General features: G+C 66.5%; 20 protein-coding genes, 4 tRNA genes and 1 pseudogene. 13 read left to right on the plus strand and 12 right to left on the minus strand.

The window, feature by feature from the left end:
* The 3 genes from NX775_RS20630 to NX775_RS20640 all read right to left on the minus strand — a co-directional run bounded on the left by NX775_RS20630 (position 1) and on the right by NX775_RS20640 (position 4,774).
* Positions 1-2,349 (minus strand): helicase C-terminal domain-containing protein, encoded by a 2,349-nt coding sequence (locus NX775_RS20630; protein ID WP_370660605.1) that lies wholly within the window; start codon positions 2,347-2,349, stop codon positions 1-3.
* The gene (locus NX775_RS20635) at positions 2,288-3,943 is read right to left on the minus strand and encodes a VRR-NUC domain-containing protein (protein WP_258837672.1); all 1,656 of its coding nucleotides are present in this window, start codon (positions 3,941-3,943) and stop codon (positions 2,288-2,290) included. The genes NX775_RS20630 and NX775_RS20635 overlap by 62 nt, the downstream gene beginning before the upstream one ends.
* Positions 3,944-4,030: 87 nt before the next feature.
* Positions 4,031-4,774, minus strand: coding sequence for a hypothetical protein (locus NX775_RS20640; protein WP_258837673.1), 744 nt, complete (start codon positions 4,772-4,774; stop codon positions 4,031-4,033).
* A 60-nt stretch (positions 4,775-4,834) separates the two neighbouring features.
* Here NX775_RS20640 and NX775_RS20645 point away from each other — a divergent pair, with 60 nt between their 5' ends.
* From NX775_RS20645 to NX775_RS20660, 4 genes are all read left to right on the plus strand, one after another.
* Positions 4,835-5,674 carry a M15 family metallopeptidase gene (locus NX775_RS20645; protein WP_258837674.1) on the plus strand — a complete coding sequence of 280 codons (840 nt, stop codon included), beginning with the start codon at positions 4,835-4,837 and terminating at the stop codon, positions 5,672-5,674.
* Between the two features lie 118 nt (positions 5,675-5,792).
* Positions 5,793-9,554 carry a type VI secretion system membrane subunit TssM gene (tssM, locus tag NX775_RS20650; RefSeq protein WP_258837675.1) on the plus strand — a complete coding sequence of 1,254 codons (3,762 nt, stop codon included), beginning with the start codon at positions 5,793-5,795 and terminating at the stop codon, positions 9,552-9,554.
* A complete protein-coding gene (tagF, locus tag NX775_RS20655) occupies positions 9,554-10,501 on the plus strand; it encodes a type VI secretion system-associated protein TagF (RefSeq protein ID WP_258837676.1) in 948 nt (315 codons plus the stop codon). The genes tssM and tagF overlap by 1 nt, the downstream gene beginning before the upstream one ends.
* Before the next feature lies 1 nt (position 10,502).
* Entirely contained in the window at positions 10,503-11,285 is a 783-nt protein-coding gene (locus tag NX775_RS20660) for an OmpA family protein (RefSeq protein ID WP_258837677.1), read from the plus strand.
* A 35-nt stretch (positions 11,286-11,320) separates the two neighbouring features.
* On the opposite strand, the gene icmH is transcribed toward NX775_RS20660, so the two are convergent.
* Genes icmH through tssJ form a run of 3 tightly spaced genes read right to left on the minus strand, consistent with a single transcriptional unit; the run spans position 11,321 to position 14,118 of the window.
* Positions 11,321-12,085, minus strand: a complete 765-nt coding sequence (gene icmH / locus NX775_RS20665; protein WP_258837678.1) for a type IVB secretion system protein IcmH/DotU — start codon at positions 12,083-12,085, stop codon at positions 11,321-11,323.
* The gene (gene tssK / locus NX775_RS20670) at positions 12,082-13,461 is read right to left on the minus strand and encodes a type VI secretion system baseplate subunit TssK (RefSeq protein WP_258837679.1); all 1,380 of its coding nucleotides are present in this window, start codon (positions 13,459-13,461) and stop codon (positions 12,082-12,084) included. Before tssK ends, icmH begins: the two co-directional genes overlap by 4 nt.
* Before the next feature lie 54 nt (positions 13,462-13,515).
* The gene (gene tssJ / locus NX775_RS20675) at positions 13,516-14,118 is read right to left on the minus strand and encodes a type VI secretion system lipoprotein TssJ (protein ID WP_258837680.1); all 603 of its coding nucleotides are present in this window, start codon (positions 14,116-14,118) and stop codon (positions 13,516-13,518) included.
* Positions 14,119-14,321: 203 nt separating this feature from the next.
* On the opposite strand from tssJ, the gene NX775_RS20680 reads away from it, so the two are divergent.
* From NX775_RS20680 to tssA, 7 genes are all read left to right on the plus strand, one after another.
* Positions 14,322-14,912, plus strand: coding sequence for a tetratricopeptide repeat protein (locus NX775_RS20680; RefSeq protein WP_258837681.1), 591 nt, complete (start codon positions 14,322-14,324; stop codon positions 14,910-14,912).
* Between the two features lie 61 nt (positions 14,913-14,973).
* Positions 14,974-15,489 carry a type VI secretion system contractile sheath small subunit gene (gene tssB, locus NX775_RS20685; protein WP_258837682.1) on the plus strand — a complete coding sequence of 172 codons (516 nt, stop codon included), beginning with the start codon at positions 14,974-14,976 and terminating at the stop codon, positions 15,487-15,489.
* A 1-nt stretch (position 15,490) separates the two neighbouring features.
* The gene (gene tssC / locus NX775_RS20690; RefSeq protein ID WP_258837683.1) at positions 15,491-16,981 is read left to right on the plus strand and encodes a type VI secretion system contractile sheath large subunit; all 1,491 of its coding nucleotides are present in this window, start codon (positions 15,491-15,493) and stop codon (positions 16,979-16,981) included.
* A 55-nt stretch (positions 16,982-17,036) separates the two neighbouring features.
* Positions 17,037-17,528, plus strand: a complete 492-nt coding sequence (locus NX775_RS20695) for an Hcp family type VI secretion system effector (protein WP_183551309.1) — start codon at positions 17,037-17,039, stop codon at positions 17,526-17,528.
* A 76-nt stretch (positions 17,529-17,604) separates the two neighbouring features.
* The gene (tssE, locus tag NX775_RS20700) at positions 17,605-18,126 is read left to right on the plus strand and encodes a type VI secretion system baseplate subunit TssE (protein WP_258837684.1); all 522 of its coding nucleotides are present in this window, start codon (positions 17,605-17,607) and stop codon (positions 18,124-18,126) included.
* Positions 18,102-20,759, plus strand: coding sequence for a type VI secretion system ATPase TssH (gene tssH / locus NX775_RS20705; RefSeq protein ID WP_258837685.1), 2,658 nt, complete (start codon positions 18,102-18,104; stop codon positions 20,757-20,759). Before tssE ends, tssH begins: the two co-directional genes overlap by 25 nt.
* A gap of 27 nt (positions 20,760-20,786) precedes the next feature.
* Positions 20,787-21,797 (plus strand): type VI secretion system protein TssA, encoded by a 1,011-nt coding sequence (tssA, locus tag NX775_RS20710; protein WP_258837686.1) that lies wholly within the window; start codon positions 20,787-20,789, stop codon positions 21,795-21,797.
* Between the two features lie 25 nt (positions 21,798-21,822).
* Here the strand turns inward: tssA and phaP are convergent, their stop codons facing one another.
* Positions 21,823-22,386 carry a TIGR01841 family phasin gene (gene phaP / locus NX775_RS20715; RefSeq protein ID WP_258837687.1) on the minus strand — a complete coding sequence of 188 codons (564 nt, stop codon included), beginning with the start codon at positions 22,384-22,386 and terminating at the stop codon, positions 21,823-21,825.
* Positions 22,387-22,459: 73 nt separating this feature from the next.
* A complete protein-coding gene (locus NX775_RS20720) occupies positions 22,460-22,666 on the minus strand; it encodes a hypothetical protein (RefSeq protein WP_258837688.1) in 207 nt (68 codons plus the stop codon).
* 124 nt (positions 22,667-22,790) lie between these two features.
* Between NX775_RS20720 and cueR the strand changes: the two genes are divergently transcribed.
* Positions 22,791-23,180 carry a Cu(I)-responsive transcriptional regulator gene (cueR, locus tag NX775_RS20725; protein ID WP_258837861.1) on the plus strand — a complete coding sequence of 130 codons (390 nt, stop codon included), beginning with the start codon at positions 22,791-22,793 and terminating at the stop codon, positions 23,178-23,180.
* A 103-nt stretch (positions 23,181-23,283) separates the two neighbouring features.
* Here the strand turns inward: cueR and NX775_RS20730 are convergent.
* From NX775_RS20730 to NX775_RS20745, 4 genes are all read right to left on the minus strand, one after another.
* Positions 23,284-23,368 (minus strand) — tRNA-Leu (locus NX775_RS20730).
* A 52-nt stretch (positions 23,369-23,420) separates the two neighbouring features.
* Positions 23,421-23,505, minus strand: a tRNA-Leu gene (locus NX775_RS20735).
* Between the two features lie 46 nt (positions 23,506-23,551).
* Positions 23,552-23,636: transfer RNA gene (locus tag NX775_RS20740), tRNA-Leu, on the minus strand.
* 37 nt (positions 23,637-23,673) lie between these two features.
* Positions 23,674-23,758: transfer RNA gene (locus tag NX775_RS20745), tRNA-Leu, on the minus strand.
* A gap of 397 nt (positions 23,759-24,155) precedes the next feature.
* Here NX775_RS20745 and rnr point away from each other — a divergent pair.
* Positions 24,156-26,415 (plus strand): annotated as a pseudogene (gene rnr, locus NX775_RS20750) (ribonuclease R); the annotation flags it as partial.
* Between the last annotated feature and the right edge of the window lie 444 nt (positions 26,416-26,859).

Consider the following 26,859-nt stretch of genomic DNA (forward strand, 5'->3'; position numbering starts at 1 on the left):
TCAGCGCGAGTTGTGCGCGCCCAGTTCCCACCAGGCCGGCATCAACGCGCGGATGCCCGGCTGGGCGAAGCGGTCGTCGATCAGCCACACCACGCCGCGATCCTGCTCGGTGCGGATCACGCGGCCGGCCGCCTGCACCACTTTCTGGATGCCGGGGTACAGGTAGGTGTAGTCGTAGCCGGCGCCAAACAGCGTCTGCATCCGCTCGCGCAGTTGCTCGTTGACGGGATTGACCTGCGGCAGGCCGAGGGTGGCGACAAACGCACCGATCAGACGCTCGCCCGGGAGGTCGACCCCTTCGCCGAACGCGCCGCCCAGCACCGCAAAGCCCACGCCGGCGCCACCGATCGCGAAGCGGTCGATGAAGCCCTGGCGCGCGGTCTCGCTCATGCGGCGTTCCTGGCGCCAGGCCGTCACGCCCGGATCCAATCGAGCCAGCGCGCCCGCTACCTGGTCCATGTAATCGAAGCTGCTGAAGAAGGCCAGGTAGTTGCCGGGACGTTCGTGGAACTGGCGGGCGATCAGTTCGGCGATCGGCTGCACCGACGCGGCGCGGGCCTGGTAGCGGGTCGAAATGCCTTTGGCGACATGCACGTCCAGCTGATTGGCCGTGAATGGCGAATCTACTTCGACCCAGGCCGTGTCGGCCGGCAGCCCGAGCGTGTCGGTGCAGTATTGCCAGGTGCCGAGCGTGCCCGAGAACAGCGTGCTCGAATGCGACGCGGCAAAGCGCGGGCCGAGAAACGGCGCCGGCACCACGTTGCGGATGCAGATCGTCGAATCGCGCAAGGTAGGGCGGTCGGCGTCGCGCGACAGGTCCACCAGCGAGTGCGGCCCGAACGATTCGGCCAGGCGCGCAAATTGCAGCGCGTCGAAGTGGAAGCGCTGCAGGTCAGGGTCGAGCGGACCGGGGAAGGCGGCCAGGTGTTCGTTGATGGTGCTGGACGCATCCTGCAGCGCATCGACCAGTTTCGCAGGCATCGACTCGAGCAGCTGGTACGGCGCGGGCGCGCCCTTGTCGACATTGGTCCACGCGCGGCCGACCCGCTCGAGCGCTTTCTTGACCGCCGGTGGCGCGACGGCGCGGGCGGCACGCAGCAGCTCGCGGTCGATCTCGGCGCTGTACATCGAGCGCGCGCGGTTGACCAGGTTGTGGGCTTCGTCGACCAGCACGCTGGCCTTCCAGCCGTTGGCCTGCGCCAGCGCGTACAGCATCGCACCGCCGTCGAAATAATAGTTGTAGTCGCCCACGATCATGTCGACCCAGCGCGTCATCTCGCTGCCCAGGTAGTATGGGCAGACGTCGTGTTCGAGGGCGACGGTGCGCAGCGCTTCGCGGTCCAGCACCAGGACCTCGGCCGCAGCGGCGCGTGCGGCAGGCAGACGGTCATAGAAGCCGCGCGCCAGCGGGCATGCCTCGCCATGGCATGCTTTATCCGGATGCTCGCAGGCCTTGTCGCGCGCGGTCAGTTCCAGCACGCGCAGCGGAGTTGAAGTTGCCGAGCACAGTTTGGCCGCGCCATCGAGCGCCAGGCGCCGGCCCGGTGTCTTCGCGGCCAGGAAGAACACCTTGTCGATGCCTTGCTGCGGCATGGCTTTGAGCGTCGGGAACAGGCTGCCGACCGTCTTGCCGATACCGGTTGGCGCTTGCGCGAGCAGGCAGCGCCCGCTGGTGTTGGCGCGGTAGATGCTCTCGGCCAGGTGACGCTGGCCGGGCCGGAAGTCGGCGTGCGGAAAACGCAGGTGCGTCAGCGCGTCGTTGCGCGCGGCGCGGTGCGCGCTCTCCTGTGCTGCCCAGCTGGAGAAGCGTTCGCACAGGCCTGCAAAATGGGTCTGCAGCCACGCGCTGTCGCGCTGCTCGCGCAGCACGGTTTCGACGCCGCTGCCGATGTCGTAATAGACGAGGGCCAGGTTGACCGCATCCAGGCCGCGCTCCTGGCACAGCAGGTGGCCATACACGCGCACCTGCGCCCAGTGCAGGTGGCGGTGGTTGTCGGGGATGGACTCGGGGCGGCCGCGATGCGTTTTGATCTCTTCTATCAGGTTTTCGTTTTCGTCGTAGCCGTCGGCGCGGCCGCGCACGCGCAAGCCATTCCATTCGCCGGACAGCGGCAGCTCGGCGCGGTAGCCGTCGCCCCGGCGCGCGGCGACGACGGCGTGGCCGGCGATGCCTTCCTGGGCGCTGGGCGAGGGCGTGAAGCGCAGGTCGAGGTCACCGGCCTTGGCGGTGAACTCGCACAGCGCGCGCACGGCGATCGTGTAGGCGGGTTGCGTGGTACCGGTCAAATCAGGCCGCCATCTCGGGCGCCAGATCCCAGACCAGGTAGCAGACGGCCACCGGCATCGCATGCGCGGCGCAGTACTCGATCCAGCGCTGCTGGTTGTCCTGCAGGCGGTCGCCCGGGCCCTTCACTTCGATCATCGTGTAGCGGTTTTCGTGGGGGAAGAACTGGATCAGGTCGGGAAAGCCGGTGCGGTTTTCGCGCACGTCGGCCAGGATCCGCTCGCACCACTTGCGCAGGTGCGCGGCCGGGATGCAGTCCAGCGCCAGTTCGACCAGCTCGAGGCTGATGCCGTCCCAGTGCACGAACGGAGACTGCAGGCCGGCCTTGTCGCGGTAGGTCGCGCGGATGGTGTCGCGGTAGGCGCCGGAATCGAGTTCATCGAAGCAGGCGGAAAATTCGGCCAGGCGGCGCGCGTGGAAGTCGGCGCTGTACAGGTCGGCCGGCCCGCGATGGAACGGGTGGAAGAAGGCGCCGGGGATGGCGGCAAAGATGGCGCGCCAGCACAGCAGCCCAAACAGTGTATTGGCCAGCGCGTTTTCGACGTAGAACACGGGCGCATCATCTTGCGCCAGATGGTCGCGCACCGCGCCCTCAACCCAGCGCTCGCCGTTCGGCGGTGCCAGGCACAGGTCGATGCGCTGCACCTCGGTTTTCGGCAGCCGGCCCAGGCGCGCGTGGCCAAGGCGGCGCGCCAGGCGCGGCGCGATGCGGGCCAGGTGCTGGCGCTCGGCGTCGTTCTCCGGGGTGGCCTGAGCCTCGGTCAGCAGGGCCCAGGCGTCGTCGAAGCGCTCGTGTTTTTCGAGCACCCGGATGGCGCGGCCCCGTGCGCCGGGGTAGCGACAGCGGGCATAGGCGGCAAACGCGCCATCCCAGTCTTTCTGCTTTTCGTAGTGCTGGCCGATCTGGAACACGAGCTTTTCGCGCCGGCTGGCCAGCCAGTCGTTGTCGAACGCATGCTCGGGCAGGTCACGCACGACATCCTCGACCGCTTCGCCGGCAGCGAAGCGTTCGCGGCACGCGTGCAGCAGGATGTAGTGGTCGATGTCGGCGCGCTGGCGGAAACCGCGCGAGGCCGGCGAGATGTCGACCTGCTCGTAGCGGAACAGGCCCAGATCGGACAGCACGAAATCGGTCCAGCCCTGGCGCAGGTTGCCAAAAAAAACCAGGCGCAGGCGATCGCACAGGGGCTTGACGTGGATGCGCCACGCGACGTCGGGACAGTCGCCATACCAGCCCGAAAAACGGCGAGGGTCGGCGCAGTCGGCCCGCAAGGCTTCGAGCAGGTCGCCCTTGCGCGCGCTTTTCTGGCGCAGGTGCGGGAAGGCCTCGGCGACTTCGGGCTTGGACAGCAGGTCGAACAGTTCGTCGAGCGAGAGTTCGGGATCGGCCTCGATCCAGCCGGTGCCGAGCAAGTGGCCGGCCGCCTCGACCGGGCAGCCGATCTCGGCGTAGCGGAGTTTACTGGCGCGAAACAGCGTGCCTTTTCGCATGACCATGCGCACGAACAGCGCGCGCGCCGCGTGCGGCAGGGCAGGGAAGGCGGCCAGGAACGCGTGCTCCTGCGCGTCGAGCAGGTCGGCATAGCGTTCGCCGATCCAGTCGAGAACGCGCTGAAAGTTGTCCAGATAATAAAACTCGTTTTCCAACAACCTGATCATGACCACCCGCGTTACTGTTCTTATGTACAGTATAAGCCCGGGCGGACGGGGAATCCAGCAGTTTCGGCGCGATCGTCCCGCGCGGTGCTAGCGCGTTGGCCGTGGACGACAGGCGTCGCCGGCGCAGCGATCCGGGTTCATCTCGGGGTCGGGCAGGGCGTGGCCATTGGCGTGATAGATGACGGCCGAGATCAGGGCGACATCGCTGTCGGGCGTTTCGGTCACACGCGCCGGTCCGGCATGCTTTGTTGGCCGCGCAGCCTGGCGCGGTACGTTTGCGCGCGCCTGGAGCGGGGCCGGCACCGGGACCACGGACTTGGCCGCGCTGCGTTCGGGCGCAGCAGCCGTGCGCGTCGGCTTGACGGGCACTCGCACCCCGTCCGCCGGTCGCAACAGGCGCAGCGGTGGCACCGGCGGCTGCAGGACGTGCGCCGTGCTGACTGCGGGTGCTGGCGTTGTCACTGGCGCTGCCACTGGCGCCAGTGCCGGCGCAGCGTCGACGATCACGGCCGCCGCCAGCGGCGCAGCAGGTTCATCGGCCACGATTGCGCGCGCCGCCATCGCCGCGTGCGCCGGCTCGACCCTGTGCGGGCTGTCCTGCCCCGCCGCCAGCCAGGCCAGGGCGCCCGTCAACCCCAGCGCGACCAGCACGGCGCCGCCATACCAGGCCACCCGCACGCCCGTGCCGCCGGGCGCCGTGCGGCGCGCCGGCTCGCGTTCGAGCCTGGCGAGAATGCTGTCTTCGTTGCCGCCGTGCCGCGCCGATGACATCAGATCGGGCCGCAGATGCGGTTGCGTGGGGTTCGCTTGATGTTCGTCTGATGAACGCACGGCAGCACTCCTAAGATGGGGTTTTTCCAGTTCCGATTAGAAACAATCCTGGAGGTACCGATGCTGATCTTTATCGCGCTTCTGTACGTTTGTGGCGCATCCGGCCTGATCTGGCTGGCCGTGTTCCCGACGGGTCGCGCATTGGCAACACGCGGCATCGGTCGCCTGCGCGCGCTGGTGCGGCATGCCGGCGCCTGGGGGCACGCGGGCGGGCGGGCGCTGGGCGCCGCGCGCGATGCGGCCGCGCTCACACTGCGCGAGCGCCTGCTGCGCTTCCTGCGCCGGCATCGGGTCGTGTTCGCCATTGTCGCGCCGGTGATCCTGATCCCGTCGCTGCTGGCGCTGGCGCTGAGCAATCCCGCCATGCTGCCCGTGTACCAGGGCAGCGCCGCCATGCCGGATGAACAGGTGGCGGCGCTGCTGGCCGGCGAACAACTGGCGCCCCCGGTGGCGCTGCCGCCCGACGTGTTTACGACCGCCGAAGTCGAACTGATACGGCCGATGCTCGTGGGCGCGAGCCGCAACTGGGGCTTGCTGCACCCCGACTTCAGCGCGCGCCTGCTATTGGCCTTCAAGATCATGAAGGAGCAGCACGGCTACGAGATGGCGCTGCTCGAAGGCTACCGCAGCCCGGCGCGCCAGGATGCGCTGGCGGCCAGTGGCAGCAACGTCACCAATGCGCGCGCGTTCCAGAGCTGGCACCAGTACGGCCTGGCGGGCGACTGCGCGTTCCTGCGCGACGGCAAGCTGGTGATTTCCGAAAAAGATCCGTGGGCGATGCGCGGCTACCAGGCCTACGGACAGGTTGCCGAGTCGCTCGGTCTGACCTGGGGCGGGCGCTGGAAGATGATGGATTTTGGCCACACCGAGCTGCGCCTGCGCGGGGTGATGCGGCGCTGAGGCGGCGAGCACCGGCGTTGCACCAAGTCCACCGTGTTGCGCCCGCTCAAGCGGCGGCAGCCATGCGCGTGCGAGCATTTCCTGTGAGACTCTTTTTTCAACGGACCTGGGCCCCGCCATGGCGCGATTCTGGAATTTCCTGACCAGCAGCCGCATGCTGATCCTGATCGGTGTGGTCGCCGTCGCGGCGCTGCTGGTGCTTGGCGCGGTGGCGCTGGACATCGCCATCGTCTGGGCCGCCATCGTGGGCCTGGCCTTGCTTGGCTGCTGGGGCGCCGGCTGGATGATCCGGCGCGCCTGGCGCGCGCGCGAGGGCGCCCGGCTGGCGTCTGCCATCGCCGAGGGCGAGGGCGGTGGTCACGCCACGGACGATGGGATGGACGACAACGGCAAGGGCGACGTCGCCGTGCTGCGCAAGAATCTGCTCGATGCGGTCAGCACCATCAAGACGTCCAAGCTGGGCCTGACGCGTGGCGCCGCGGCGCTGTACGAACTGCCGTGGTATATGGTCATCGGCAACCCGGCGGCGGGCAAGAGCAGTGCCATCGTCCGCTCGGGACTGACGTTTCCGATCCCCGGCAACAAGGCCGTGCAGGGCGTGGGCGGCACCCGCAATTGCGACTGGTTCTTCACCACCGACGGCATCCTGCTCGACACGGCCGGGCGCTACTCGGTGCAGGAAGACGACCGCGACGAGTGGTTCGGCTTTCTCGATCTGCTGCGCCGCCATCGCCACCGCGCGCCGGTCAACGGCATCCTGATCGCCGTCAGTGTGGCCGAACTGATGGCTGGCCCGGCCACGGCATCGCACGAGCTGGCCAAGAACCTGCGCACCCGCATGCAGGAGCTGACCGAGCGCCTGGGCGTGCATCCGCCCGTGTATGTCGTGTTCACGAAGGTCGATCTGGTGGCGGGCTTCGTGGACTTTTTCCATGGCAGCGAACAGGCCGAGCGCGAGCGCATCTGGGGCGCCACGCTGCGCTACAACCGCCGCAGCTCGCCGCAGGACGTGCTGGCCTTTTTCGACGATGAGTTCGAGGCGCTCGTCGATGGCCTGAAAGAGATGAGCCTGGCCGGCATGGGCGCCAACCGCAGCACCCTGATGCGCCCCGGCGTGTTCACGTTCCCCCTTGAATTTGCGGCGATCAGGACGCCGCTGCGCGCCTTTCTGGCCACGCTGTTCGACGAGAATACCTACCAGTTCAAGCCCGTGTTTCGCGGCTTTTACTTCACCAGCGCGCTGCAGGAAGGCAGCGTGCAAGACCTGTCGAGCCAGCGCGTGGCCAGCCGCTTCGACCTGGCGCTGGGCAATCGTGAAGGCGCGGTGGCCGAGCCGGCAGCCGGGCAGTCGGGCTACTTTTTGCTGGACCTGTTTCGCAAGGTGATCTTCGCCGACCGCGACCTGGTCAGGCGCTACACGCATCCGGCGGCGGCGCGCTGGAAGCTGGGTGTGTTCTTCGCGGCCACGATCCTGCTGGGCTGCGCGATGGGCGGCTGGTCCTGGGCCTACATGGGCAACCGCCAGCTGGTGGCCAATGTGCAGGCCGACCTCGACAAAGTGACCCGGCTGCAGGCCGGCCGCATCGACCTGCAGTCGCGGCTCGAAGCGCTCGATATCCTGCAGGACCGCATCGAGCTGCTCGATGGCTACAGCCAGGACAAGCCGTGGGCGCTGGGCTTCGGCCTGTACCAGGGCGGGCAGCTGTCGCGCAAGTTGCGCGACGAATACTTCGCCGGCGTGCGCGCGGTGATGGTCGAACCGGTGACGGGCGCGCTCGAGACCATGCTGACCGAAGTGAACAACAATGCGGCCAGCCTGGATCCGGCGCGCCAGGCGGCCACGCCGGCGGCCCGGCCCGGCCAGCCGTACCAGGACGCGTCGCCTACCAGCGTCGGCGACGCCTACAACGCGCTCAAGACCTACCTGATGCTGGGCGATAAAACGCACGCCGAGCCGGGACACCTGAACGACCAGCTCACGCGCTACTGGCGCGGCTGGCTCGAATCCCACCGCGGCGCGATGCCGCGCGAGCAGATGATCCGCAGCGCCGAACGCCTGCTCAGCTTCCACCTGGCCAATATCGATGACCCGGCCTGGCCGCAGATGACGCTCAAGCTGGGCCTGCTCGACACCACCCGCGAGCACCTGCGCCGCGTGGTGCGCGGCACGCCGGCGCGCGAGCGCGTGTACGCCGACATCCGCACGCGCGCCGCCACGCGCTTCCCGGCGGTGACGGTGGCGCGCATCGTCGGCGAACAGGACAGCGCCCTGGTGGCCGGCAGCCATGCGGTCAGCGGCGCGTTCACGCGCGCGGCGTGGGACAAGTTCGTGCTGGGCGCGATCCGCGAAGCGTCGAACCGCGAACTCAATACCGTCGACTGGGTGCTCAAGACCACGGCGCGCGACGACCTGACGCTCGAGGGTAGCCCGGAGCAGATCCAGAAGGCCCTGATCGACCTGTACAAGGCCGACTATGCACGCGAATGGGTCAAGTTCGTGCAGGGCGTGGCGATCACCGACCTGCGCGGCTTTGACGCCAGCGTACAGGCAATGAATCGCCTGGGCGACCCGCAGACGTCGCCCATCGCCCGGCTGCTGCGCACGATCCATGAAGAGACCGCGTGGGACAATCCGGGCGGGTTGCGCCAGCCCGCGAGCAAGACCGAACGCGGCGTCGCCGAGTGGATCAAGCAGAAGATCCTGCGCCGGGCGCCGTCCGATGCACGCACGCTGGCCGATGCCATCGATCCCGCCGAGTTGACCGGCGGGCCGCAAAGCGCGGGCCCGATCGGCCGCGAATTTGCCGGCGTGGCGCGCCTCGTCGGTGCCAGGGAGAAGGAGGCGTCCTTGATGACGGGTTACCTCGACGCGCTGTCGCGCCTGCGCACGCGCTTGAATACGCTGAAGAACCAGGGCGACCCGGGGCCGGGCGCCAAGCAGTTCATGCAGCAGACGCTCGAAGGGACCGGCTCGGAACTGGCCGAGGCGCTGCGCTACGTCGACGAGCAGATGCTCACCGGGATGAGCGAAAGCCAGAAAAGCGCGCTGCGGCCACTGCTCGTGCGGCCGCTGACGCAGACCTTCGCCATGATCGTGCTGCCGTCCGAGGCCGAGATCAACAAGACCTGGCAGGCGCAGGTCGTCGAGCCGTTCACGCGCACGCTGGCGGCCAAGTATCCGTTCGCGCAAGGCGCCAGCATCGAGGCCACGCCAGGCGAGATCGGCCAGGTGTTCGGGCCCGACGGCGCAGTGGCCAAGTTCGTGGGCACGGCCATGGGCCCGCTCGTGGTGCGGCGCGGCGACGTGCTGGCCGCGCGCACCTGGGCCGACATCGGCATCTCGCTCGCGCCGCAGGCGGTGGCCGCATTCCCGGCCTGGATCGCGCCGCTGTCGAACAACGGCGTGGCGGCCGGCACGGCGGCGCAGACCGTGTTCCAGGTGCTGCCGCTCACGGCGCCCGGCACGCTCGAATACACACTGGAGATCGATGGCCAGCAACTCCGTTACCGCAACACCCCGGCCAGCTGGAGCAATATGGTGCATCCGGGGCCGCAGGGCGTATCGGGTGCGCGCGTGTCGGCCGTGACGTTCGACGGCCGCACCGTGGAACTGTTCAACCAGCCCGGCCAGTTCGGCCTGCAGCGCCTGTTCGAATCGGCGCAGCGCACGAAGAAGGACGGCGGCGTGTTCGAGCTGCGCTGGAGCAGTAACAATGTGACGGTGGCGGTGGACCTGAAGATCGTCAGCAGTCCGCAAGCGGGTGGGGGCGGGGGTGGGCAGGCGCAGGGCCAGGGTTTTCGTGGCATGCGTCTGCCGCCGGCGATCGTTGGCCGCTTCGATGCGGCGACGCCCGCACTGGCCAGCACGGGAGGCCAGTGATGCGCGCCGACCGGATCGGTTACTTCGGCAAGCTGCCTGCGCGCGCCGACTTCGTCAAGCTGGCGCACGAACCGGCCACGATCGGCATGCTCGACGCCTGGCTGGCGCAGGTGATGACTTTGCTGCCGTCCGATGCGCGCTGGCGCGTGCACTACGACGCCATGGCGCCGGTGAGCTTCGCCCTCGTCGGCCCGGCGCGCCACCACGCGGTGGCCGGGCATCTGCTGGCCAGCCGCGACCAGTCCGGGCGGCGCTTTCCGTTTCTGGCCACGCGCACGCTGATGGTGGCCGATCCGGCCGCGTTCGTGGCGCACTGTCCCGTCGCTTTTGCCCCGCTGTGGACGTTTTTGCAGGAGATCTGTCCGAACGTGCTGGCAGATGCCGATCCCACGGCGTCGTTGCAGGCGATCGCCGACAGCGCGATTGGCCTGGGGGATGTTGGCGCCTGCACGGCCTGGATCGATGCCGGCACGGTGGGTTCGCTCGACGCGCTGCTGGACGACTGTGGTGTCGCGCGACTCGTGCTGGCGCTTGGCCTCTTGCTGCAGCCCGTGATGCGCAGCCCGCCCCGTACGCTCGACAAGAGTCTCGTGCTGCCGCTGCCGGCCGACCCGGCGGCGCGCTATCCGGTGGCGGCGTTCTGGCTCGGGCTGATCGCGCCATTCCTGCGGCGCGCCGGGTTCGACCTGGCGCTGTTCATCACGCACCAGGACGCGCGGCCGGTGCTGGTAGTGGGCTTTTGCGCCGCGCTGGCCGACACGCTGCGCGCGATGATCGATCCGCTGGTGGGCGCCGACCTGCAGGTACGCCTGCAGCACACGGCCTGGATCGACGAGCAGCTGCAGCTCGAGCCCGACGTGCGCGCGCTGGCCAGCCAGCTGGCCCAGCCCGATCTGCCGCTGGCGCTGGCGCGCACGCTGTTCATGACAACCTTCATCGGAGCCTGACGTGATACTTCGCACACTGATCGTCATGCTGTGCCTGACGGGCCTGCAGCAGGGCGCAGCCAAGGCCCAGACCCAGGTCCAGGCCCAGACCGACGCACCGGTGCTGGTGACCGGCACCGTGGCAGACGAGGCGACCAGGGCGGCGCTGCTCGAACGCCTGCGCGGCGTCTACGGCGCCGCGCGCGTGGTGGACCAGCTAGCGGTCGGCACCGTGTCGACGCCCGCCAACTGGAACACGTATGTCGGCCGGTTGATCGGTCCCAACCTGCGCCTGGTGAAAGGCGGCCAGTTGCACATCGACGGCAACAGCGTCAGCCTGCGCGGCGATGTGGCCAGCGAGGAGCAGCGTCAGAAGATCGCAGGCGACATCGCGGCGAGTCTGAATCCCACCTACACGGTCAACAACGGCTTGCGGGTGCAGGTGTCGCAGCAGGTGGTGCTCGATGTGGCGCTGGCCGACCGCATCATCGAATTCGAATCGGGCAAGGCGACGCTCACGCCTACCGGCATCGCCGTGCTGGACGGGATGACCGTCGCGCTGCGCAAGATCAAGGGCGTCAAGGTCGGCGTCATTGGTCACACCGACAACGCCGGTTCGCGCGCCGGCAACCTGTCACTGAGCCAGGCGCGTGCCGAAGCGGTCAAGGCGTATGTGGTGGCCCAGGGCATTGCGGCCGACTCGATCGCGGTATCGGGCGAGGGGCCCGACCGGCCGGTGGCGGACAACCGCACGCCGGAAGGGAAGGCGCGCAACCGGCGCATCGAGTTCAAGGTACTCCAGTAAAGCGCCCCGGCCTCCCGGCCGGGGCCGTCGGCGCCTCACGGCAATGTGATCGTCACGTTCGCCGCTTTCGGCGGCAGCGTTACCAGATCGTTGTAATGCGCCAGCGCATAGCCGGTGTCGTTGCCCAGCACGGTCCGGAAGCCCACGTACGCACCCAGCCCGGCTACCGTAAACACCGCCCCTAGCACCCACAGCGACAGGTCGCTGCGTACGCGGTTGACCACCTGGTCCGGCCGCTCGGCATGCGGCGCGAAGCCCCGCGTGCGGCCGCGCATGCGGGCAATCTCGTCGCCCAGGCGCGCCACCAGGTAATCGAGCTTGTCCTTGCCATCGAGCGCATAGCGGCCCTCGAAACCCAGCAGCAGGCACATATGGAAAACTTCGAGCGCCTCGACCTGCTGCGCCCCGCGTGCGCGCAGGTCCTCGAGCCGGTGGAAGAAATGCTCGCCCGCGAGCTGGTCGCCGAACACCCGCAGCTGCAGGGGCCGGGTCTCCCATGCGTCGCGCACGTCGAAGGTCGAGCGCAGGATGATTTCGTCGACCGCCGAGCAGAATGCGTACTTGGCGGCCAGGATGTCGTCGGCCGCGATCCCGAGCGCCTTGGCGTTGCGGTCGACGTCCATCAGAAAGCTCGTCATGTTGTCGGCAAACGCGACCTTGTCCTGCGGCCCGCACCCGGTCTTGAGCAGGAACAGCGCGTAGAAGCCCTCGTACATGATGTCGCTGAGGCGTTGCGTGCGGATGGCGCGCTCGCCCGTATCGCCTTTGGGCGCGGCGCGGCGCTCGATGAAGGCGCTCATGCCGACACCGCGATCAGTTCGAGGCGCAGTTCGCGCAGCCCGTTGGGGACGTACACCGACATCGCCTGCGCCTTGAGCATGGCCTCGTACAGCGCCCCGCGCACGTCGAGGACGAAGTAGACCATGTCGGGCCGTACGGGAATCGCGCTGGGCACCTGCGGCGCGTGCAGCAGCCTGACGCCCGGCAGCGCCGACAGCACGCAGCGGTCGACGTCTTCGGGCGCGCCGACCTTGAATTGCAGCGGCACGGATTCGACCAGGCGCAGCGCCGGCAGGTCGGCGGCCACGGCAAGGTACAGCGTGGTCTGCGGGGTGATGCGGCCCGAATCGAGCGCGCCGTGGTAGTACGACGGCCGGTCGTGGCGCAGCGCGATGGTGAAGTAGCGCGACGAGATTACGGTGTCGAGGAGGTCGCGGATGATGCCGTCCAGGCGCGCGAAGGGCGGGCCCGGATCGGCGTGGACATACGCGGGCAGGTCGTCCAGCCGGTAGCTGCGCGAATAGGTCATCAGGCCGCCGGCCAGGTGCAGCAGCGCGCCGTACAGGCGCTCGGGATGCAGCTCGCGGTGGTGCAGGTAATGAGCCAGCGCCGCATAGCCGGCGCTGGCCGTGTGCAGCAGCCAGAACGCCGACACGTCGCCGCCGCGGATCTCGACCACGTTGCGGCTTGGCTCGCGCAGGTCGCCATACAGCGCGGTCACCTTGGCCAGGAGCTTTTCCATCAGCCGCGCCAGCGCCCCGTGCAGGCCCATGCCCGGGCCGGCCACCGCGTCGATCGACAGGCTTGGTGGCATGAAGCCGGGATCGGGCTCGAAGCCGCCGGTGGCCACGCGGCGCAGGCGCAGCAGTGGAAAGCTTTCAAAGGCTTCGAGCGCGTCGCCGTCGGCCACCAGCCGCAGCGTCTTGCGCAGATACGTGACCGGGGCTTCGGCGGCACTGCTGTACAGGTCAGACGTTTCGCGTTCGTGGCGGGAAAAGCGCAGTGCATCTTGCAGCTCGTGCACGCCGTCGCCGGGGCCGGCGCTGTTCTCGCAGTTCTCGCCATGCGCGCGCAGCGCCGGCAAGGCGGCGTGATAGGTCACGGTCTGCAGCTCGGGCGGCAGGTCGGCCAGGCGCACCTGGGGCGGCAGGATGTCGCCATCGGGCGCCCGGTACACCTCGCCCTCGGGGAACAGCAGCGACAGCGCCTCCAGGCGCAGCACGTCGTTCCTGAGCGCGTCCAGGTCGATCGTCATCCTGCGCACGCCCCAGCAATACGGATGCAGCGCGCACGCGGTCTGGTTCAGGCGCGCATCGTGGTAGCGCTCCTGCTGCTGGAAATGCTGGGGCCGCAGGAACAATCCTTCGTCCCATAAGACCTTGGATGGCATGCTCACGGCGGCCTCGCTTGGTGTCCGAAACTGTTTAGCTTGCAGGAAAGTTTTCGACGTTTATTGACAGCGCACAGACCCCAGCGTACTCGCGCCGCTGACGGCGCCACCGGCCACACTCATTGCACAGGCATGCAGACCGATATTCACGCCGTTGCGCTCGGCGTCCGCGCTGCTGACTGTCGTGCGCCAATGCCCGGCCGCAGGGTTATGGAACAGCGCCACGATGCCGACGTGGCCGGCTTCGCGCGCCACCTTTTCGGTCACTTCGTAGCGTTGCCCCGGCACCAGCATGATTTCGCGGACATCGAGCAGGTCGGCGCCGAGCCGCTCGCGCTCCTGTTGCGGGTCGAGGAAGGCGGCGTAGGGCGCCTCTTCGAAGGCGTCCTTCTGGCGCAGTTTGTAGAGGCGCACCGCGAGCGCCAGCGGCTGGCCGCGCTCGTTGACGTTCAGGCGTGTGGCGGCGTGCAGCCGCAGCGGCACGTTACGGGGCGGCTGTTGCGATTCGGGCAGCCCGGCCGCTTTGCGCAGGCCCACCGCGCCCAACGCCGCATTGGCAAACGAACCATGCGGGGCGTTGCCGCAGCCGGTCAGCGCTGCAGTGAACGTGAACGTGAACGTGAACGCGAGCATCGACAGCGCGCAGCGGTGGGTTGGGGTCATCCGGTTCTCCTGTGCAGTTTCTTGAACGCCAGCGTTGGATTGAATCCGTTTCCCGCCCGCATACGCTGCGCCAGCGCAAGGCGTCGCCCGTTCGCGCATCGATCCCACACCTGCTTGCTGAATCCGCTTGCCGTTGACCGTGCGCAACTTCGTGGAGATGCCGATGCGAATAATGGTGGCTTGTTTACCCACCGGAGCCGAACATGATTCGCCAACGACTGTTACCCATGCTGATCGGCGTTGCCGTCCTGGCCGGGTGCGCCACTGACGGTACGAGTACGGTCAGTGGCGCGGACGCCCCGCGCGCCGCCGTGTCCGGGAACATCTACGTGCAGGCCGATGCAGCGCTGGCGGCGCGCCAGCCCGAAAAAGCGATCGCATTGCTCAAATCGGCCAGCGTGGCCCATCCCGTCGACAAGAAACCGTGGGTGCGCATGGCCCAGATCCGTTTCGACGCCAGCCAGTATGGCGAGGCAATCAGTCATGCCCAGGAAGCCCTGGCGCGCGACCCCAACGACACGCTGGCCTACAGCATCCTGGCCGTCAGCGGCCTGCGCGTGGCCAGCAAGGCGCTGGCCGACCTGACCCGCAAGAACAATCTGCAGGGGTCGGTGCGCAGCGAGGCGCAGGACCTGGCCAAGCTGCTGCGCACCAGTCTGGGCGAAGAAGTGCTGGTCAGTACGCGACCGGCTGCGCGCGCGCCGGTGCGCAAGCCCGCCACCCAGACGGCGGCGGCGCCGTCGCGGCCTGCACCTGCTGCTGCGGGCGGCAGCCCGTTCGACGTCCTGAAATAACGCGGCATTCCTTACCAGTGGCCGGCCACGCCGGCCATCCCATTTCCCCACTGGAGTCGACATGGCCAAGAACGAAAGCGTACAAAAACGGTTGCAGAAAGTGCGCGCGCCGCGCGTGCAGATGACGTATGACGTCGAGATCGGCGACGCAACCGAGAACAAGGAGCTGCCGTTCGTGGTCGGTGTGGTCGGCGATTTTGGGACCGATCCCCAGGTCGACAGGAAACGCCTGAAGGACCGCACGTTCGTTAATGTCGATGCATCCAATTTCGACGAAGTGTTAGGGGGCGTGGCGCCGGTGGCGAGCTTCAAGGTGGACAACCACCTGTCGCCGGAAGGCGGCGAGTTCGGCGTGCAGCTGCAGTTTCGCGAGATGGCGGATTTTCGGCCCGAATCGGTGGTGCGCCAGGTGGCGCCGCTGGCCAGGCTGCTCGAGGCGCGCACCAAGCTGGCCGATTTGCGCAACAAGCTGGCCGGGAACGACAAGCTCGAAGACATCCTGACCGACGTGCTGGGCAATACCGAGAAGCTCGACAGCCTGCGCAAGCAGCAGGGCGACACCGGCAAGGAGGGTTGAGATGGCCGCAGTCCTCGAATCAACGGGTGCACAGCCGGGCGCCCCCGAACTGGATGCGTCGCTGCTCGACCAGATCGTCGAACAGAGCCGCGTGGCCACGTCCAGCAGCGAGCATGTGCGGGCGCGCGACCTGATCTCGGAGCTGGTCAGCCAGGTCATGCAGGGCACGATGGTGATGTCGTCGAACCTGTCGGCCACGATCGACGCCCGGCTGGCGGAGCTCGATCGCATGATCTCCGACCAGTTATCCAGCGTGATGCACGCGCCCGAATTCCAGAAGCTCGAGCGCAGCTGGACGGGCCTGCAATACCTGGTCAAAAACAGCACGACGGGCGCGAACCTGCAGATCCGCATGCTCAACGCGTCCAAGCGCGAGCTGGTGAAAGACTTCCAGTCGGCCATGGAATTCGACCAGAGCACGATGTTCAAGAAAATCTACGAAGAAGAATTCGGTACCTTCGGCGGCGCGCCGTACGGCACGCTGATCGGTGACTTCGAAATCACGCGCCAGCCCGAAGACATCTATTTTCTCGAACAGATGTCGCACGTGGCCGCCGCCAGCCATGCGCCGTTCATCACGTCCTCCAGTCCCGAACTGTTCGGCGTCGAAAGTTTCGGCGACCTGGGCAAGCCGCGCGATCTGGCCAAGGTGTTCGACACCGCCGAATACGCGAAGTGGAAGGCGTTCAGGGAGTCGGAAGACGCGCGCTACGTGGGCCTGACGCTGCCGCGCTTCCTGGGCCGGCTGCCGTACCACCCGGCCGACGGCATGACCACTGAAGGCTTCAATTACGTCGAAGATGTCGACGGCAGCGACCATTCACGCTACCTGTGGTGCAACGCGGCATATGCGTTCGGCGCGCGCCTGACGCGCGCGTTCGAGGATTACGGCTGGTGCGCGGCGATCCGCGGCGTCGAGGGTGGAGGGCTGGTCGAGAACCTGCCGACCCACACGTTCAAGACCGACGAGGGCGAGGTGGCGCTCAAGTGCCCGACCGAAGTGGCGATCACGGACCGCCGCGAGAAGGAAATGTCGGACCTGGGCTTCATCTCTCTCGTGCACTGCAAGAACACCTCGTACGCCGCTTTTTTTGGGGCGCAGTCGGCGCAGAAGGCGCGCAAGTACAACAACGAGGCGGCCAATGCGAATGCGGTGCTGTCGTCGCAACTTCAATACATCTTTGCTGTGTCGCGTATAGCGCATTACATGAAATCCATGATGCGCGACAAGATCGGCAGCTTCGCGGCAGCGTCCAATGTCGAGGATTACCTGAACCGCTGGCTGACGCAGTACGTCCTGCTCGACGATAACGCGAGCCAGGACCAGAAAGCGCAGTTCCCGCTGCGCGAAGCCAGTGTGCAGGTGTCCGAGGTGCCGGGCCGGCCCGGCGTGTACCGCGCCGTGTCATTTCTCCGACCGCATTTCCAGCTCGATGAGCTGTCCGTTTCGCTCCGTTTGGTCGCGGAGTTGCCGCAATCGACCAAGAACTGACTGCTGTAACCAACTTGTTATTCAACCGACGTTTCAATCACACTTGGAGTAGAACATGGCAATTGACGTGTACCTGCAGATCGACGGGATCAAAGGCGAGTCGCAGGATGACCGGCACAAGGACTGGATCGAGTGCACCTCGGTGAACTGGGGCGTGAGCCAGCCCCGGTCGGCCACGGCATCCACCGGCGGCGGTCACACCGCCGAGCGCTGCGAGCATCAGGAAATTGCGCTGACCAAGCTCGCCGACCTGGCCTCGCCCATCCTGTTGCAAACCTGCTCGGCAGGCAAAACCATCCCCAAGGCCAAGCTGGAATTCATGCGCGCCGATGGCCAGGGCGAGCGCATCAAGTACTTCGAGATCGAGCTTGAAAACGTGCTGATCGGCGGTGTCCAGCCAAGCGTTGCCGAAGGCAGCATCATCCACGAAGCGGTGGGCCTGAAGTTCTCGAAGATCAAGTGGAAATACACCCAGCAAAAGGTGACCGGCGGCGCCGGCGGCAACACCTCGGGCGGCTGGGACCTGGCGGCCAACAAGATCGTCTGAGCGGCGCCCGCCGCTTGCCACGCGGCGGCCACGCGCCGCCGCGTGTTTTCTGTAATTACCCCCCCTCGGAGACACCATGAAAGGCTGCACGCCTGGCCTGCTCGACCGCCTCATGGACGAACGCCGCGATCTTGCGCCCGGCGCGCTCGGCATCGAACGGGTCAAGGACAGCATCGCGCGCGACCTCGAAGCCTTGCTCAATACCCGCCTCGCGCTCGATCCCGCCGATCTGGCCGGCTACCCGCATGCGCGCGTGTCGCTGCTCAATTACGGCCTGATCGACTTCGCCGGGTTTTGCCTGACCAGCAGCCTTGATCGCGACGCCGTCTGCGCCAGCATCGAAGAGGCGCTTGCGTTTCACGAGCCGCGCCTGTCCGACGTGCGCGCCGCGTTTGCGCCGGATGCGGGCGACGTCAACCGCCTGCAGTTTGTCATTCACGCTCGTTGCGCGCTGGGTGGCCAGGACGAGACGATCAACTTCAACGCAGTGCTGCAACCGTCGTCGCTGCACTACGACGTCAACCGTACCGTCCGGCCTGCCAAGGCTGCGACCCCACCTGACCAGGAGGCACGATGGACATCAATCTCAAGACGCTGATCTCGAAGCTCAACGACACGACCCGCGCGGCGGCCACGCGCGCCGCCAGCATCTGCGTCGGACTGGGCCAGTACGAAGTCGACGTCGAGCATCTGTTTCTTGGCCTGATCGAGCAGCCGGGCAGCGACCTGGCCGCGATCGCGCGCCACTGCGATATCAGTCTCACCGGCCTCGAAGCCGACCTGCGCCGCGAAGTGGCGCGCTTTGCCACCGGCAGCGCGCGCACGCCCGTGTTTTCACGCCATCTGCCGCTGCTGCTCGAGCATGCCTGGCTGATCGCCTCGCTCGGCACCGGCGGGCCCCCGCAAATCCGCAGCAGCCATCTGGTGCTTGCACTCCTGACCGAGCCGTCGCTGGCGCAACTGGCGCAACGTGCGTCGCCACTGTTTGCGCGCTTCCCGCTCGACCGCCTGAAGCACGATCTCGAGCGCCTCACGCGCGGCTCGGGTGAGCAAACGGATCTGGCGGCGGAAAGCAGCGAGCCCGGGCCGGACGCCGCGTCCGAACTCGCGCAGTCTGCGAGCCGCGCCACGCCGGCGCTCGATCAGTACACGACCTGCCTGACGGCGCGTGCGCGCGACGGCAAGGTCGACCCGGTCATCGGGCGCGACATGGAAATTCGCCAGGCGATCGACATCCTGATGCGGCGGCGCCAGAACAACCCGATCCTGACGGGCGAAGCGGGCGTCGGAAAAACAGCCGTCGTCGAGGGCCTGGCGCTGCGCATCGCGCTGGGCGACGTGCCGGACGTGCTGGAGGGCGCCGAGATCCACACGCTCGACATGGGCTTGCTGCAGGCCGGCGCCAGCGTGAAGGGCGAGTTCGAAAACCGCCTCAAGAATGTCATCCACGAGATCAAGCAGAGCCCCCACGCGATCATCCTGTTCATCGACGAAGCGCACACGATGATCGGCGCCGGCGGCGCGGCCGGCCAGAACGATGCGGCCAATCTGCTCAAGCCTGCGCTGGCGCGGGGCGAACTGCGCACGATCGCCGCAACCACCTGGGGCGAATACAAGAAATACTTCGAAAAGGATGCGGCACTCGCGCGGCGCTTTCAGGTGATCAAGGTCGAGGAGCCCGACGAAGACACGGCGGCGGCGATGCTGCGCGCGATGGCGCCGCTGATGGAGCAGCACTTCGGCGTGCGCATCTATGACGAGGCGATCACCGAGGCCGTGCGCCTGTCACACCGCTACATCAGCGGGCGCCAGTTGCCGGACAAGGCCATCAGCGTGCTGGACACGGCCTGCGCCAGGGTGGCGCTGGGCCAGAGCGCCACGCCGGCATTGCTGGAAGATTGCGGGCGCCGCATCGAGCGTTTGGACGCCCGTATCAAAGCCCTGAGCCGCGACACGAGCGCCGGCGAGGATCACGCGTCCGCGCTGGCGTCGCTGGGCGAAGAGCGCGCCAGTGCGGCGGCCGAGCAGGTTGCGCTGCAGGGCCGCTGGGCCGACGAGCAGGTGCTGGCGGACCAGATCGGCACGCTGCGCACGGAACTCGAAGCGGCGGGACCAAACGCAGCGGGGGACGGCGGCGCGCAACTGCGCGCGCTCGGCGAGCGCCTGCGCGGCCTGCAGGGCGACGCGCCCCTGGTGCCGGTGCGGGTCGACGGGCACACGGTCGCCGCCATCGTCGCCGCCTGGACCGGCATCCCCCTCGGGCGCATGGTCAAGGATGAAATCCGCACCGTCGTCAATCTGCAGGCGATGCTCGACGAGCGCATCCTGGGCCAGCGCCACGCGAGCAGCGTCGTGGCCCAGCGCGTGCGCACGGCGCGCGCCAACCTCGACGATCCGAACAAGCCGAAGGGCGTGTTTTTGTTTGTCGGCACCTCGGGCGTGGGCAAGACCGAAACGGCGCTGGCGCTGGCCGACATCCTGTACGGCGGCGAGCGCAAGCTCATCACGATCAATATGAGCGAATACCAGGAAGCGCACAGCGTCTCGGGCCTGAAAGGCTCGCCGCCCGGTTATGTCGGCTATGGCGAGGGCGGCGTGCTGACCGAAGCGGTGCGGCGCAATCCGTACAGCGTAGTGCTGCTCGACGAAGCCGAGAAAGCGCACCCCGACGTGCTCGAACTGTTCTACCAGGTCTTCGACAAGGGCGTGATGGACGATGCCGAAGGCCGCGACATCGACTTTCGCAACACGATCATCATCCTGACGTCGAACGTGGGCGCCAGCCAGCTGATGGCTGCCTGCCTGAACAAGCCGGTAGCCGACCTGCCCACACCCGACGCGCTGGCCGAGCTGCTGCGCCCAAGCCTGATGAAGCATTTCAAGCCAGCCTTTCTGGGCCGCTTGAGTGTGGTGCCGTTCTACCCGATCGGCGACGAGGTGCTGGCCAATATCATCCGTCTGAAGCTCGCGCGCATCGGTGCGCGCGTGCTCGAGAACCACAAGGCCAGCTTCGAGTACGACGACGCCCTGGTGGCGGCAGTGCTCAGCCGCTGCACCGAAGTCGATTCCGGCGCGCGCAATATCGACAACATCCTGGGCGGCACGCTGCTGCCCGAGATCGCCGACAACGTGCTGGCGCGGATGATGGAAGGCGGCGCCATCGCCCGCGTGAAGGTCGGCGCTACCCGCGCCGGCAAGTTCAAATACCTGATCGAACCGGTGCAGGCTTGATTGCAGACTTGACCCCAAGGAGACACCATGCTCGCTATCGACCTGTTGCTCACACCAATCACGCCGGACAATCCGTGCGGCGCCGACCTGGCCTTTGCGTCCGAAGTCGACGAGATCGCCCGCGCGCGCCTGGCAGACGATCCGTCTCTGGAGCAGGGCGCCTGGGTCACGGCGCTCAAGGAAGCCGACTGGAAGTTCGTCGGCAAACGCTGCGCCGCCCTGCTCGAAACGCGCAGCAAGGACTTGCAACTGGCCGTCTGGCTGGCCGAGGCAAGCACCCGGACCGGCGGCATGCGCGGCCTGGCCGATGGCTTGGGCCTGGTGGCTGCGCTGTGCGCGCGCTACTGGGACGGCGTGCACCCGCAGGCCGACGAAGACGGCGTCGAGCGACGCATCGGCATCCTGGCCTGGCTGGCCAGCCGCGTGGCGCCGCTGGCCAAGGGTGTCGCGCTGGACGAGAGCGGCGCGCTGACGCTGCAGGCATGGGAAGTGGCGCGCGCACGGGGGCCGGACGCGGTGGCCGAACTGGAGGTGCTGCGTGCACGCAGCAAGCCGGCGTTCGTGCAGGCGCTGCTGGCTGATTGTGAAGCGGCTGTCGCGGCCCTGAGCGAACTGGAACGCGTCGTCGACGCGCAACTGGGCAACGACGGCCCCAGCTACAGCGTGGCCCGCACGACGCTGCGCGACGTCATCGACCTGATTTCACCAAGCCTGCCGGTAGCGGTGACAAGCGCTGCGTCATCGACGGCAGGGCAGGGCGGCGTCATCGCCGTGGCGCGGCCGGCGCACATCGACGGACCGGTCGGGCACCGCGACCAGGCATTGGCGCAGCTTCGCCAGGTCGCCGATTTCTTCCGGCGCACGGAGCCGCACAGCCCCGTTGCGTATCTGGCGGAAAAAGCGGCGCGCTGGGGCGAACAGCCATTACACGCCTGGCTGCGTTCGGTAATCAAGGATGAGGTGTCGCTGGCGCGGCTGGAAGACTTGCTGGGGATCGACGACCAGGCGGACCAGCCGATGAAACACCCGGCGCCCTGAGGGGCCGGGTTGTTGGGGGACGACTTTACTCGGGTTTGTCCTGCTTGCCGCCGCCCGGCGTGACGATGGTGCTGGCGCGTTCGAACTGCGCTTCGACCGTCTGCACTGCCTGGCGCGTGGCGGCCGTTACCTGCTCGTAGCCCTTGAAGGCATTGTCGATCGCCGCCTTCATGATCTGGACCGCGTTCTCGGACCCCGGCTTGACGTTCTGCGTGACGTCATAGATCAGCGCCGACAGCGTGTTTTTCGCTTCGACGGCGTGCGCATCGGCCGCGCCGCGGAACTCGTTGTGCATGTCGTCGATGATCGCTTTCAACTGCGTCGTGTACTCGGCCGCGTTGGTCACGCCGGCGGCTGGCTGCATGCGCGCCGCGAGCGACTCGTACGCGGCCTTTGGATTGCCGGCCTGGGCGACGTCACGGCTCGCTTGCATCGTGCTGTCCATCGTGCTCTTGATGGCGTTCATGTTCAGGGCGACGACCTGCTCGACGCCCTTGACGGTCTTGCCGGCCAGCGCATTGAAGGTCTGCATCTGCAGGTCGAACAGGGTTTTCGTGGCGTTGGCAAACTGTTCCGGGCTGGTAAACATGGGGTGTCTCCTCAGTGGGTAAGCTGTTTTTGAAAGCTGAACAATGACAGATAAACGACGTCTGCCGGATTCATTATTTAACAACGATGGGTTTTTCGCAACGCGCGTCACGATAGGGGCCGGTCGCCTTGACCCAGCCTTCACCCAGTGGCGTCGGCGAACAGGCCAGCTCGCCCGTGAGCTTGCTGCGCCATTGGTAATACGGCGCCGGCGCAGCCAGGCTGGAAGAGAGAACGACAAGGAGCGCCGTCCCGAGGACGGCCGAGCGAAGAATCTGCATGCCGCCCATGCTCGACCGTTCCGGCGCGCAAGTCAAGCATGCACTTGTCCTTCCCAGTGTGGGAAGGTGTAAGCTGGTGCGTGAACGACAACCGGAGTGCACCGTGCAAGCGACCCCATCGAACATGAACATCGGCGACGCCGCCCGCGCGTCGGGCGTCACGGCCAAGATGATCCGCCACTACGAATCGATCGGCCTGGTGCCGGCGCCACGCCGCACCGGCGCTGGCTATCGCCTTTACAGCGGGCGCGATGTGCGCGTGCTGCAATTCATCCATCGGGGGCGGGCGCTGGGCTTTTCGCTGGACCAGATCAAAAACCTGCTGGCGCTGTGGGAAGACAAGGGCCGGGCCAGTGCCGACGTGCGCGCGCTGGCGCAGACGCATATCGAGGAACTGGACCGCAAGATCGCGGAGATGGCGGCGATGCGCCGTACACTCGTGAGCCTGGCGGCATCGTGCCATGGCGATGCGCGCTCGGCATGCCCGATTCTGGACGATCTGGCGACGCACTGAACTCGCGTCAGAAAACAGCGCGTACAACGCAAAACGCCGTAACCCTGTTTCGAAGGCTACGGCGTTTTGCGGGACACGGGGTCCACAAACTCACAACATTTTTTGGTGCCCACGGAGGGACTCGAACCCCCACACCTTGCGGCACATGGACCTGAACCATGCGCGTCTACCAATTCCGCCACGTGGGCACTGCAACTGCTGACAACGATACTGCTGACTACTAACTACGAGATAGACTTTTGGTGCCCACGGAGGGACTCGAACCCCCACACCTTGCGGCACATGGACCTGAACCATGCGCGTCTACCAATTCCGCCACGTGGGCACTGGGACTACTCACAACGACACTACTTACTACTACTTGAAACCTTTGGTGCCCACGGAGGGACTCGAACCCCCACACCTTGCGGCACATGGACCTGAACCATGCGCGTCTACCAATTCCGCCACGTGGGCACTGCAACTACACGAACTTTACAACCGATGAACTTTTTGGTGCCCACGGAGGGACTCGAACCCCCACACCTTGCGGCACATGGACCTGAACCATGCGCGTCTACCAATTCCGCCACGTGGGCACTGCAAGAACATCTCTGCTACAATAGCAGGGTTTGTCATTTTCCGCCAGATCAACTATTCGTGAAACATAGCTGACCGGCGCATCAAACATCCTCTGCTACCACTGCTTTTCATCGCTCCGGCGTTGTCGCCGTTGCTGAAGAGAGCGAGATTATAGCGGATCATTTTCAATAGTCAAAGACCCAAGGTGAAGTTCTCGACAAGGACTCCCGTGCAAGTACCCCGCGCAAGCATTTTGCGCATGCATCCCGTAACGGGCGCAGGTCGTTGGCGCACATCATGTTAGGCGAATCGGATAGACCTCCGTTACACTACGCCTGTCATGGTGTCAATTAACCACGCTGCCGCCCTTATGTGATGTGCGGCGCTCTACTGGCCAAAGAAAAAAGAATCGATTTGAAGCAACCTACTCATACCATTCCAAGCCGCGAGGAAATCCTCGCTGTCTTCCGCGACGCCGCTGAATCGCTCGATGCAGCCGCCCTGGCGCATGCCCTTGATGTTCAGCCCGCAGCGCAGGAAGTCCTCGGCCGCCGCCTGAACGCGATGGAGCGTGACGGCCAGATCCGTTCCGACCGCAGTGGCACCTATATGCTGGCCGATCATTCCGCCTTTGTGGCCGGCAAGGTCAGCGCGCATCGCGACGGTTTTGGATTCGTGATTCCCGATGAACCGGGTCCGGACCTGTTCCTGTCCGACCGCGAAATGCAGAAAGTGCTGCACGGCGACCGCGTCATGGCGCGCGTGACGGGCATGGACCGCCGCGGCCGTCCCGAAGGCTCGATCGTCGAAGTCGTTCAGCGCGCGAATACGCACATCATCGGGCGCCTGCTCAATGAAGAGGGCGCGTGGATCGTCTCGCCCGAAGACCAGCGCATCGCCCAGGACGTGATCGTCACCGGCCCGACCGGCAATGCCCGTGCAGGGCAGATCGTCAGTGTCGAACTGCTGGAGCAGCCAGGCCGCTTCCAGAAGCCGACCGGCCGTATCGTCGAAGTGCTCGGTGAGCTCGATGACCCGGGCATGGAAATCGAAATCGCCGTGCGCAAGTTCGGCGTGCCGCACATCTTCTCGCCAGCCGCGCTTAAGCAGGCCGGGCGCCTGCCGAACGAAGTCATCGATGCCGATCTGGCCGACCGCGTGGATTTGCGCGACGTGCCACTGGTGACGATCGACGGCGAAGACGCACGCGACTTCGACGATGCCGTCTATTGCGAACCCGTGACCATCAAGGGCGTGAACAGTTTCCGCCTGCTGGTCGCGATCGCCGACGTCAGTCATTACGTCAAGCCGAACGACTCGCTCGACGCTGACGCGATCGAACGCTCGACGTCGGTCTACTTCCCGCGCCGCGTGATCCCGATGCTGCCCGAGAAGCTGTCGAACGGCCTGTGCTCGCTGAACCCGGCGGTCGACCGCTGCACGCTGGTGTGCGACATGGTGGTCTCGCAAGATGGCGAAGTCACTGCGTACCAGTTCTACCCGGCCGTGATGCACTCGGCTGCGCGCATGACCTATAACGAAGTGGCCGACATCCTGGCTGACGAGAACGGCGAGCAAGCCAAGAAGCGTCCAGGCATCGTGCCGCATCTGCAACACCTGAACCAGGTGTTCCGCGCGCTGCTCAAGGCGCGCCAGGAGCGCGGTGCGATCGACTTCGAAACCACCGAAACCTATATCGTCTGCAATGCGCTGGGCAAGATCGAAAAGATTATTCCGCGCACCCGTAACGATGCGCACCGCCTGATCGAAGAGTGCATGCTGTCGGCCAACGTGTGCGCCGCCGATTTCCTGCTGCGCCACAAGCACCCGGGCACGTTCCGCATTCACGCGACGCCGACCGAAGAAAAGCTGAACCAGCTGCGCACCTTCCTCAAGCAGGTGGGCTTGAACCTGGCCGGCGGCAACAAGCCGAGCGCGCGCGACTACGCCGCCGTGATGCAGCAGATCAAGGAGCGGCCGGATGCGCAACTGCTGCAGACGATGATGCTGCGCTCGATGCAGCAAGCCGTCTACAGCCCGGACAATGTCGGCCACTTCGGTCTGGCGTTCGAGGCGTACGCGCACTTCACCAGCCCGATTCGTCGCTATCCCGATCTGCTAACGCACCGCGCGATCAAGGCGATCCTGCTTGGCAAGAAGTATGAGCCGAAGGGCATCGATCTGGCCAAGCTGAACACGACGCAGTCGAACTCGGCCCGCAAGCAGGCCGCGAAAGACAAGGCTGACGGCAAGGCGCCGAAGAACGAAAAAGACCTGACCATCTGGGACGCCCTGGGTGTGCACTGCTCGGCGAACGAACGCCGCGCCGACGAAGCGTCGCGCGATGTCGAGAACTGGCTCAAGTGCTTCTTCATGCAGGACAAGATCGGCGAAGAGTACACCGGCACGATCGCTGGCGTGACCACCTTCGGCATCTTCGTGCAACTCGACGAGCTGTTCGTCGAAGGCCTGGTGCACGTCACCGAACTGGGCGCCGATTACTTCCAGTACGACGAAGCGCGCCACGTGCTGCGTGGCGAGCGTACCGGCCAGAGCTATGGCCTGACCGACAAGGTGACCGTCAAGGTGGCACGCGTCGATCTGGAATCGCGCAAGATCGACCTGACGCTGGCGTCCGCGCCTGGCGCCGAGTCGTCGGGCGACGATGCCGGGCGCGAGCGCAATCAGGGTGGCCGCAACAAGGAACAGCGCAGCAACGAGCCACGCACGAACGATGGTCGTCAGAACAATGGCGGCAATGGTGGTGGCAACAACGGCAATCACAACAGCGGCAACGGCGGTAACGGTAATAATAACGGCGGTAACGGCAACAACAACGGTGGTAACGGCAAGCGTTCGCGCGGTGGTCGTTCGCGTGGTCCGAAGCCAGGCAACAACGGCGGCAATAACGACCAGGGTCGTCCACAGCAGTCGCCACTCGAGATTGCACGTCCGCTTGGTCAGGATGGCATCGAGCCGCAGCAGGCCAAGCCGAAATCGCGCAAAGCTCGTCAGAAGGCCAAGGCGGCTGAGCGCGCTGCGGCAGCAGCAGCAGCGCCAATGACGACAGCGACGCCGCAGGCGCCAGTGCAGGCACCGAAGCCGGCGCCAGTGCAGG

This window comes from Massilia aurea (genome assembly GCF_024753205.1).
Taxonomy (GTDB): Bacteria; Pseudomonadota; Gammaproteobacteria; order Burkholderiales; family Burkholderiaceae_D; genus Telluria; species Telluria aurea.

Bases quoted from the DNA above. Each gene is read 5' to 3' on its own strand.
- phaP (WP_258837687.1), bottom strand. From the start codon at position 22,386: ATGTTTACCAGCCCGGAACAGTTTGCCAACGCCACGAAAACCCTGTTC.
- NX775_RS20695 (WP_183551309.1), top strand. From the start codon at position 17,037: ATGGCAATTGACGTGTACCTGCAGATCGACGGGATCAAAGGCGAGTCG.
- NX775_RS20635 (WP_258837672.1), bottom strand. From the start codon at position 3,943: ATGATCAGGTTGTTGGAAAACGAGTTTTATTATCTGGACAACTTTCAG.
- icmH (WP_258837678.1), bottom strand. From the start codon at position 12,085: ATGAGCGCCTTCATCGAGCGCCGCGCCGCGCCCAAAGGCGATACGGGC.
- tssE (WP_258837684.1), top strand. From the start codon at position 17,605: ATGAAAGGCTGCACGCCTGGCCTGCTCGACCGCCTCATGGACGAACGC.
- NX775_RS20645 (WP_258837674.1), top strand. From the start codon at position 4,835: ATGCTGATCTTTATCGCGCTTCTGTACGTTTGTGGCGCATCCGGCCTG.
- NX775_RS20720 (WP_258837688.1), bottom strand. From the start codon at position 22,666: ATGCAGATTCTTCGCTCGGCCGTCCTCGGGACGGCGCTCCTTGTCGTT.
- tssA (WP_258837686.1), top strand. From the start codon at position 20,787: ATGCTCGCTATCGACCTGTTGCTCACACCAATCACGCCGGACAATCCG.
- tssC (WP_258837683.1), top strand. From the start codon at position 15,491: ATGGCCGCAGTCCTCGAATCAACGGGTGCACAGCCGGGCGCCCCCGAA.
- tssB (WP_258837682.1), top strand. From the start codon at position 14,974: ATGGCCAAGAACGAAAGCGTACAAAAACGGTTGCAGAAAGTGCGCGCG.
- tssH (WP_258837685.1), top strand. From the start codon at position 18,102: ATGGACATCAATCTCAAGACGCTGATCTCGAAGCTCAACGACACGACC.
- NX775_RS20680 (WP_258837681.1), top strand. From the start codon at position 14,322: ATGATTCGCCAACGACTGTTACCCATGCTGATCGGCGTTGCCGTCCTG.
- tssM (WP_258837675.1), top strand. From the start codon at position 5,793: ATGGCGCGATTCTGGAATTTCCTGACCAGCAGCCGCATGCTGATCCTG.
- tagF (WP_258837676.1), top strand. From the start codon at position 9,554: ATGCGCGCCGACCGGATCGGTTACTTCGGCAAGCTGCCTGCGCGCGCC.
- NX775_RS20630 (WP_370660605.1), bottom strand. From the start codon at position 2,349: ATGCGATGCCGGTGGCCGTCTGCTACCTGGTCTGGGATCTGGCGCCCG.
- cueR (WP_258837861.1), top strand. From the start codon at position 22,791: ATGAACATCGGCGACGCCGCCCGCGCGTCGGGCGTCACGGCCAAGATG.
- tssJ (WP_258837680.1), bottom strand. From the start codon at position 14,118: ATGACCCCAACCCACCGCTGCGCGCTGTCGATGCTCGCGTTCACGTTC.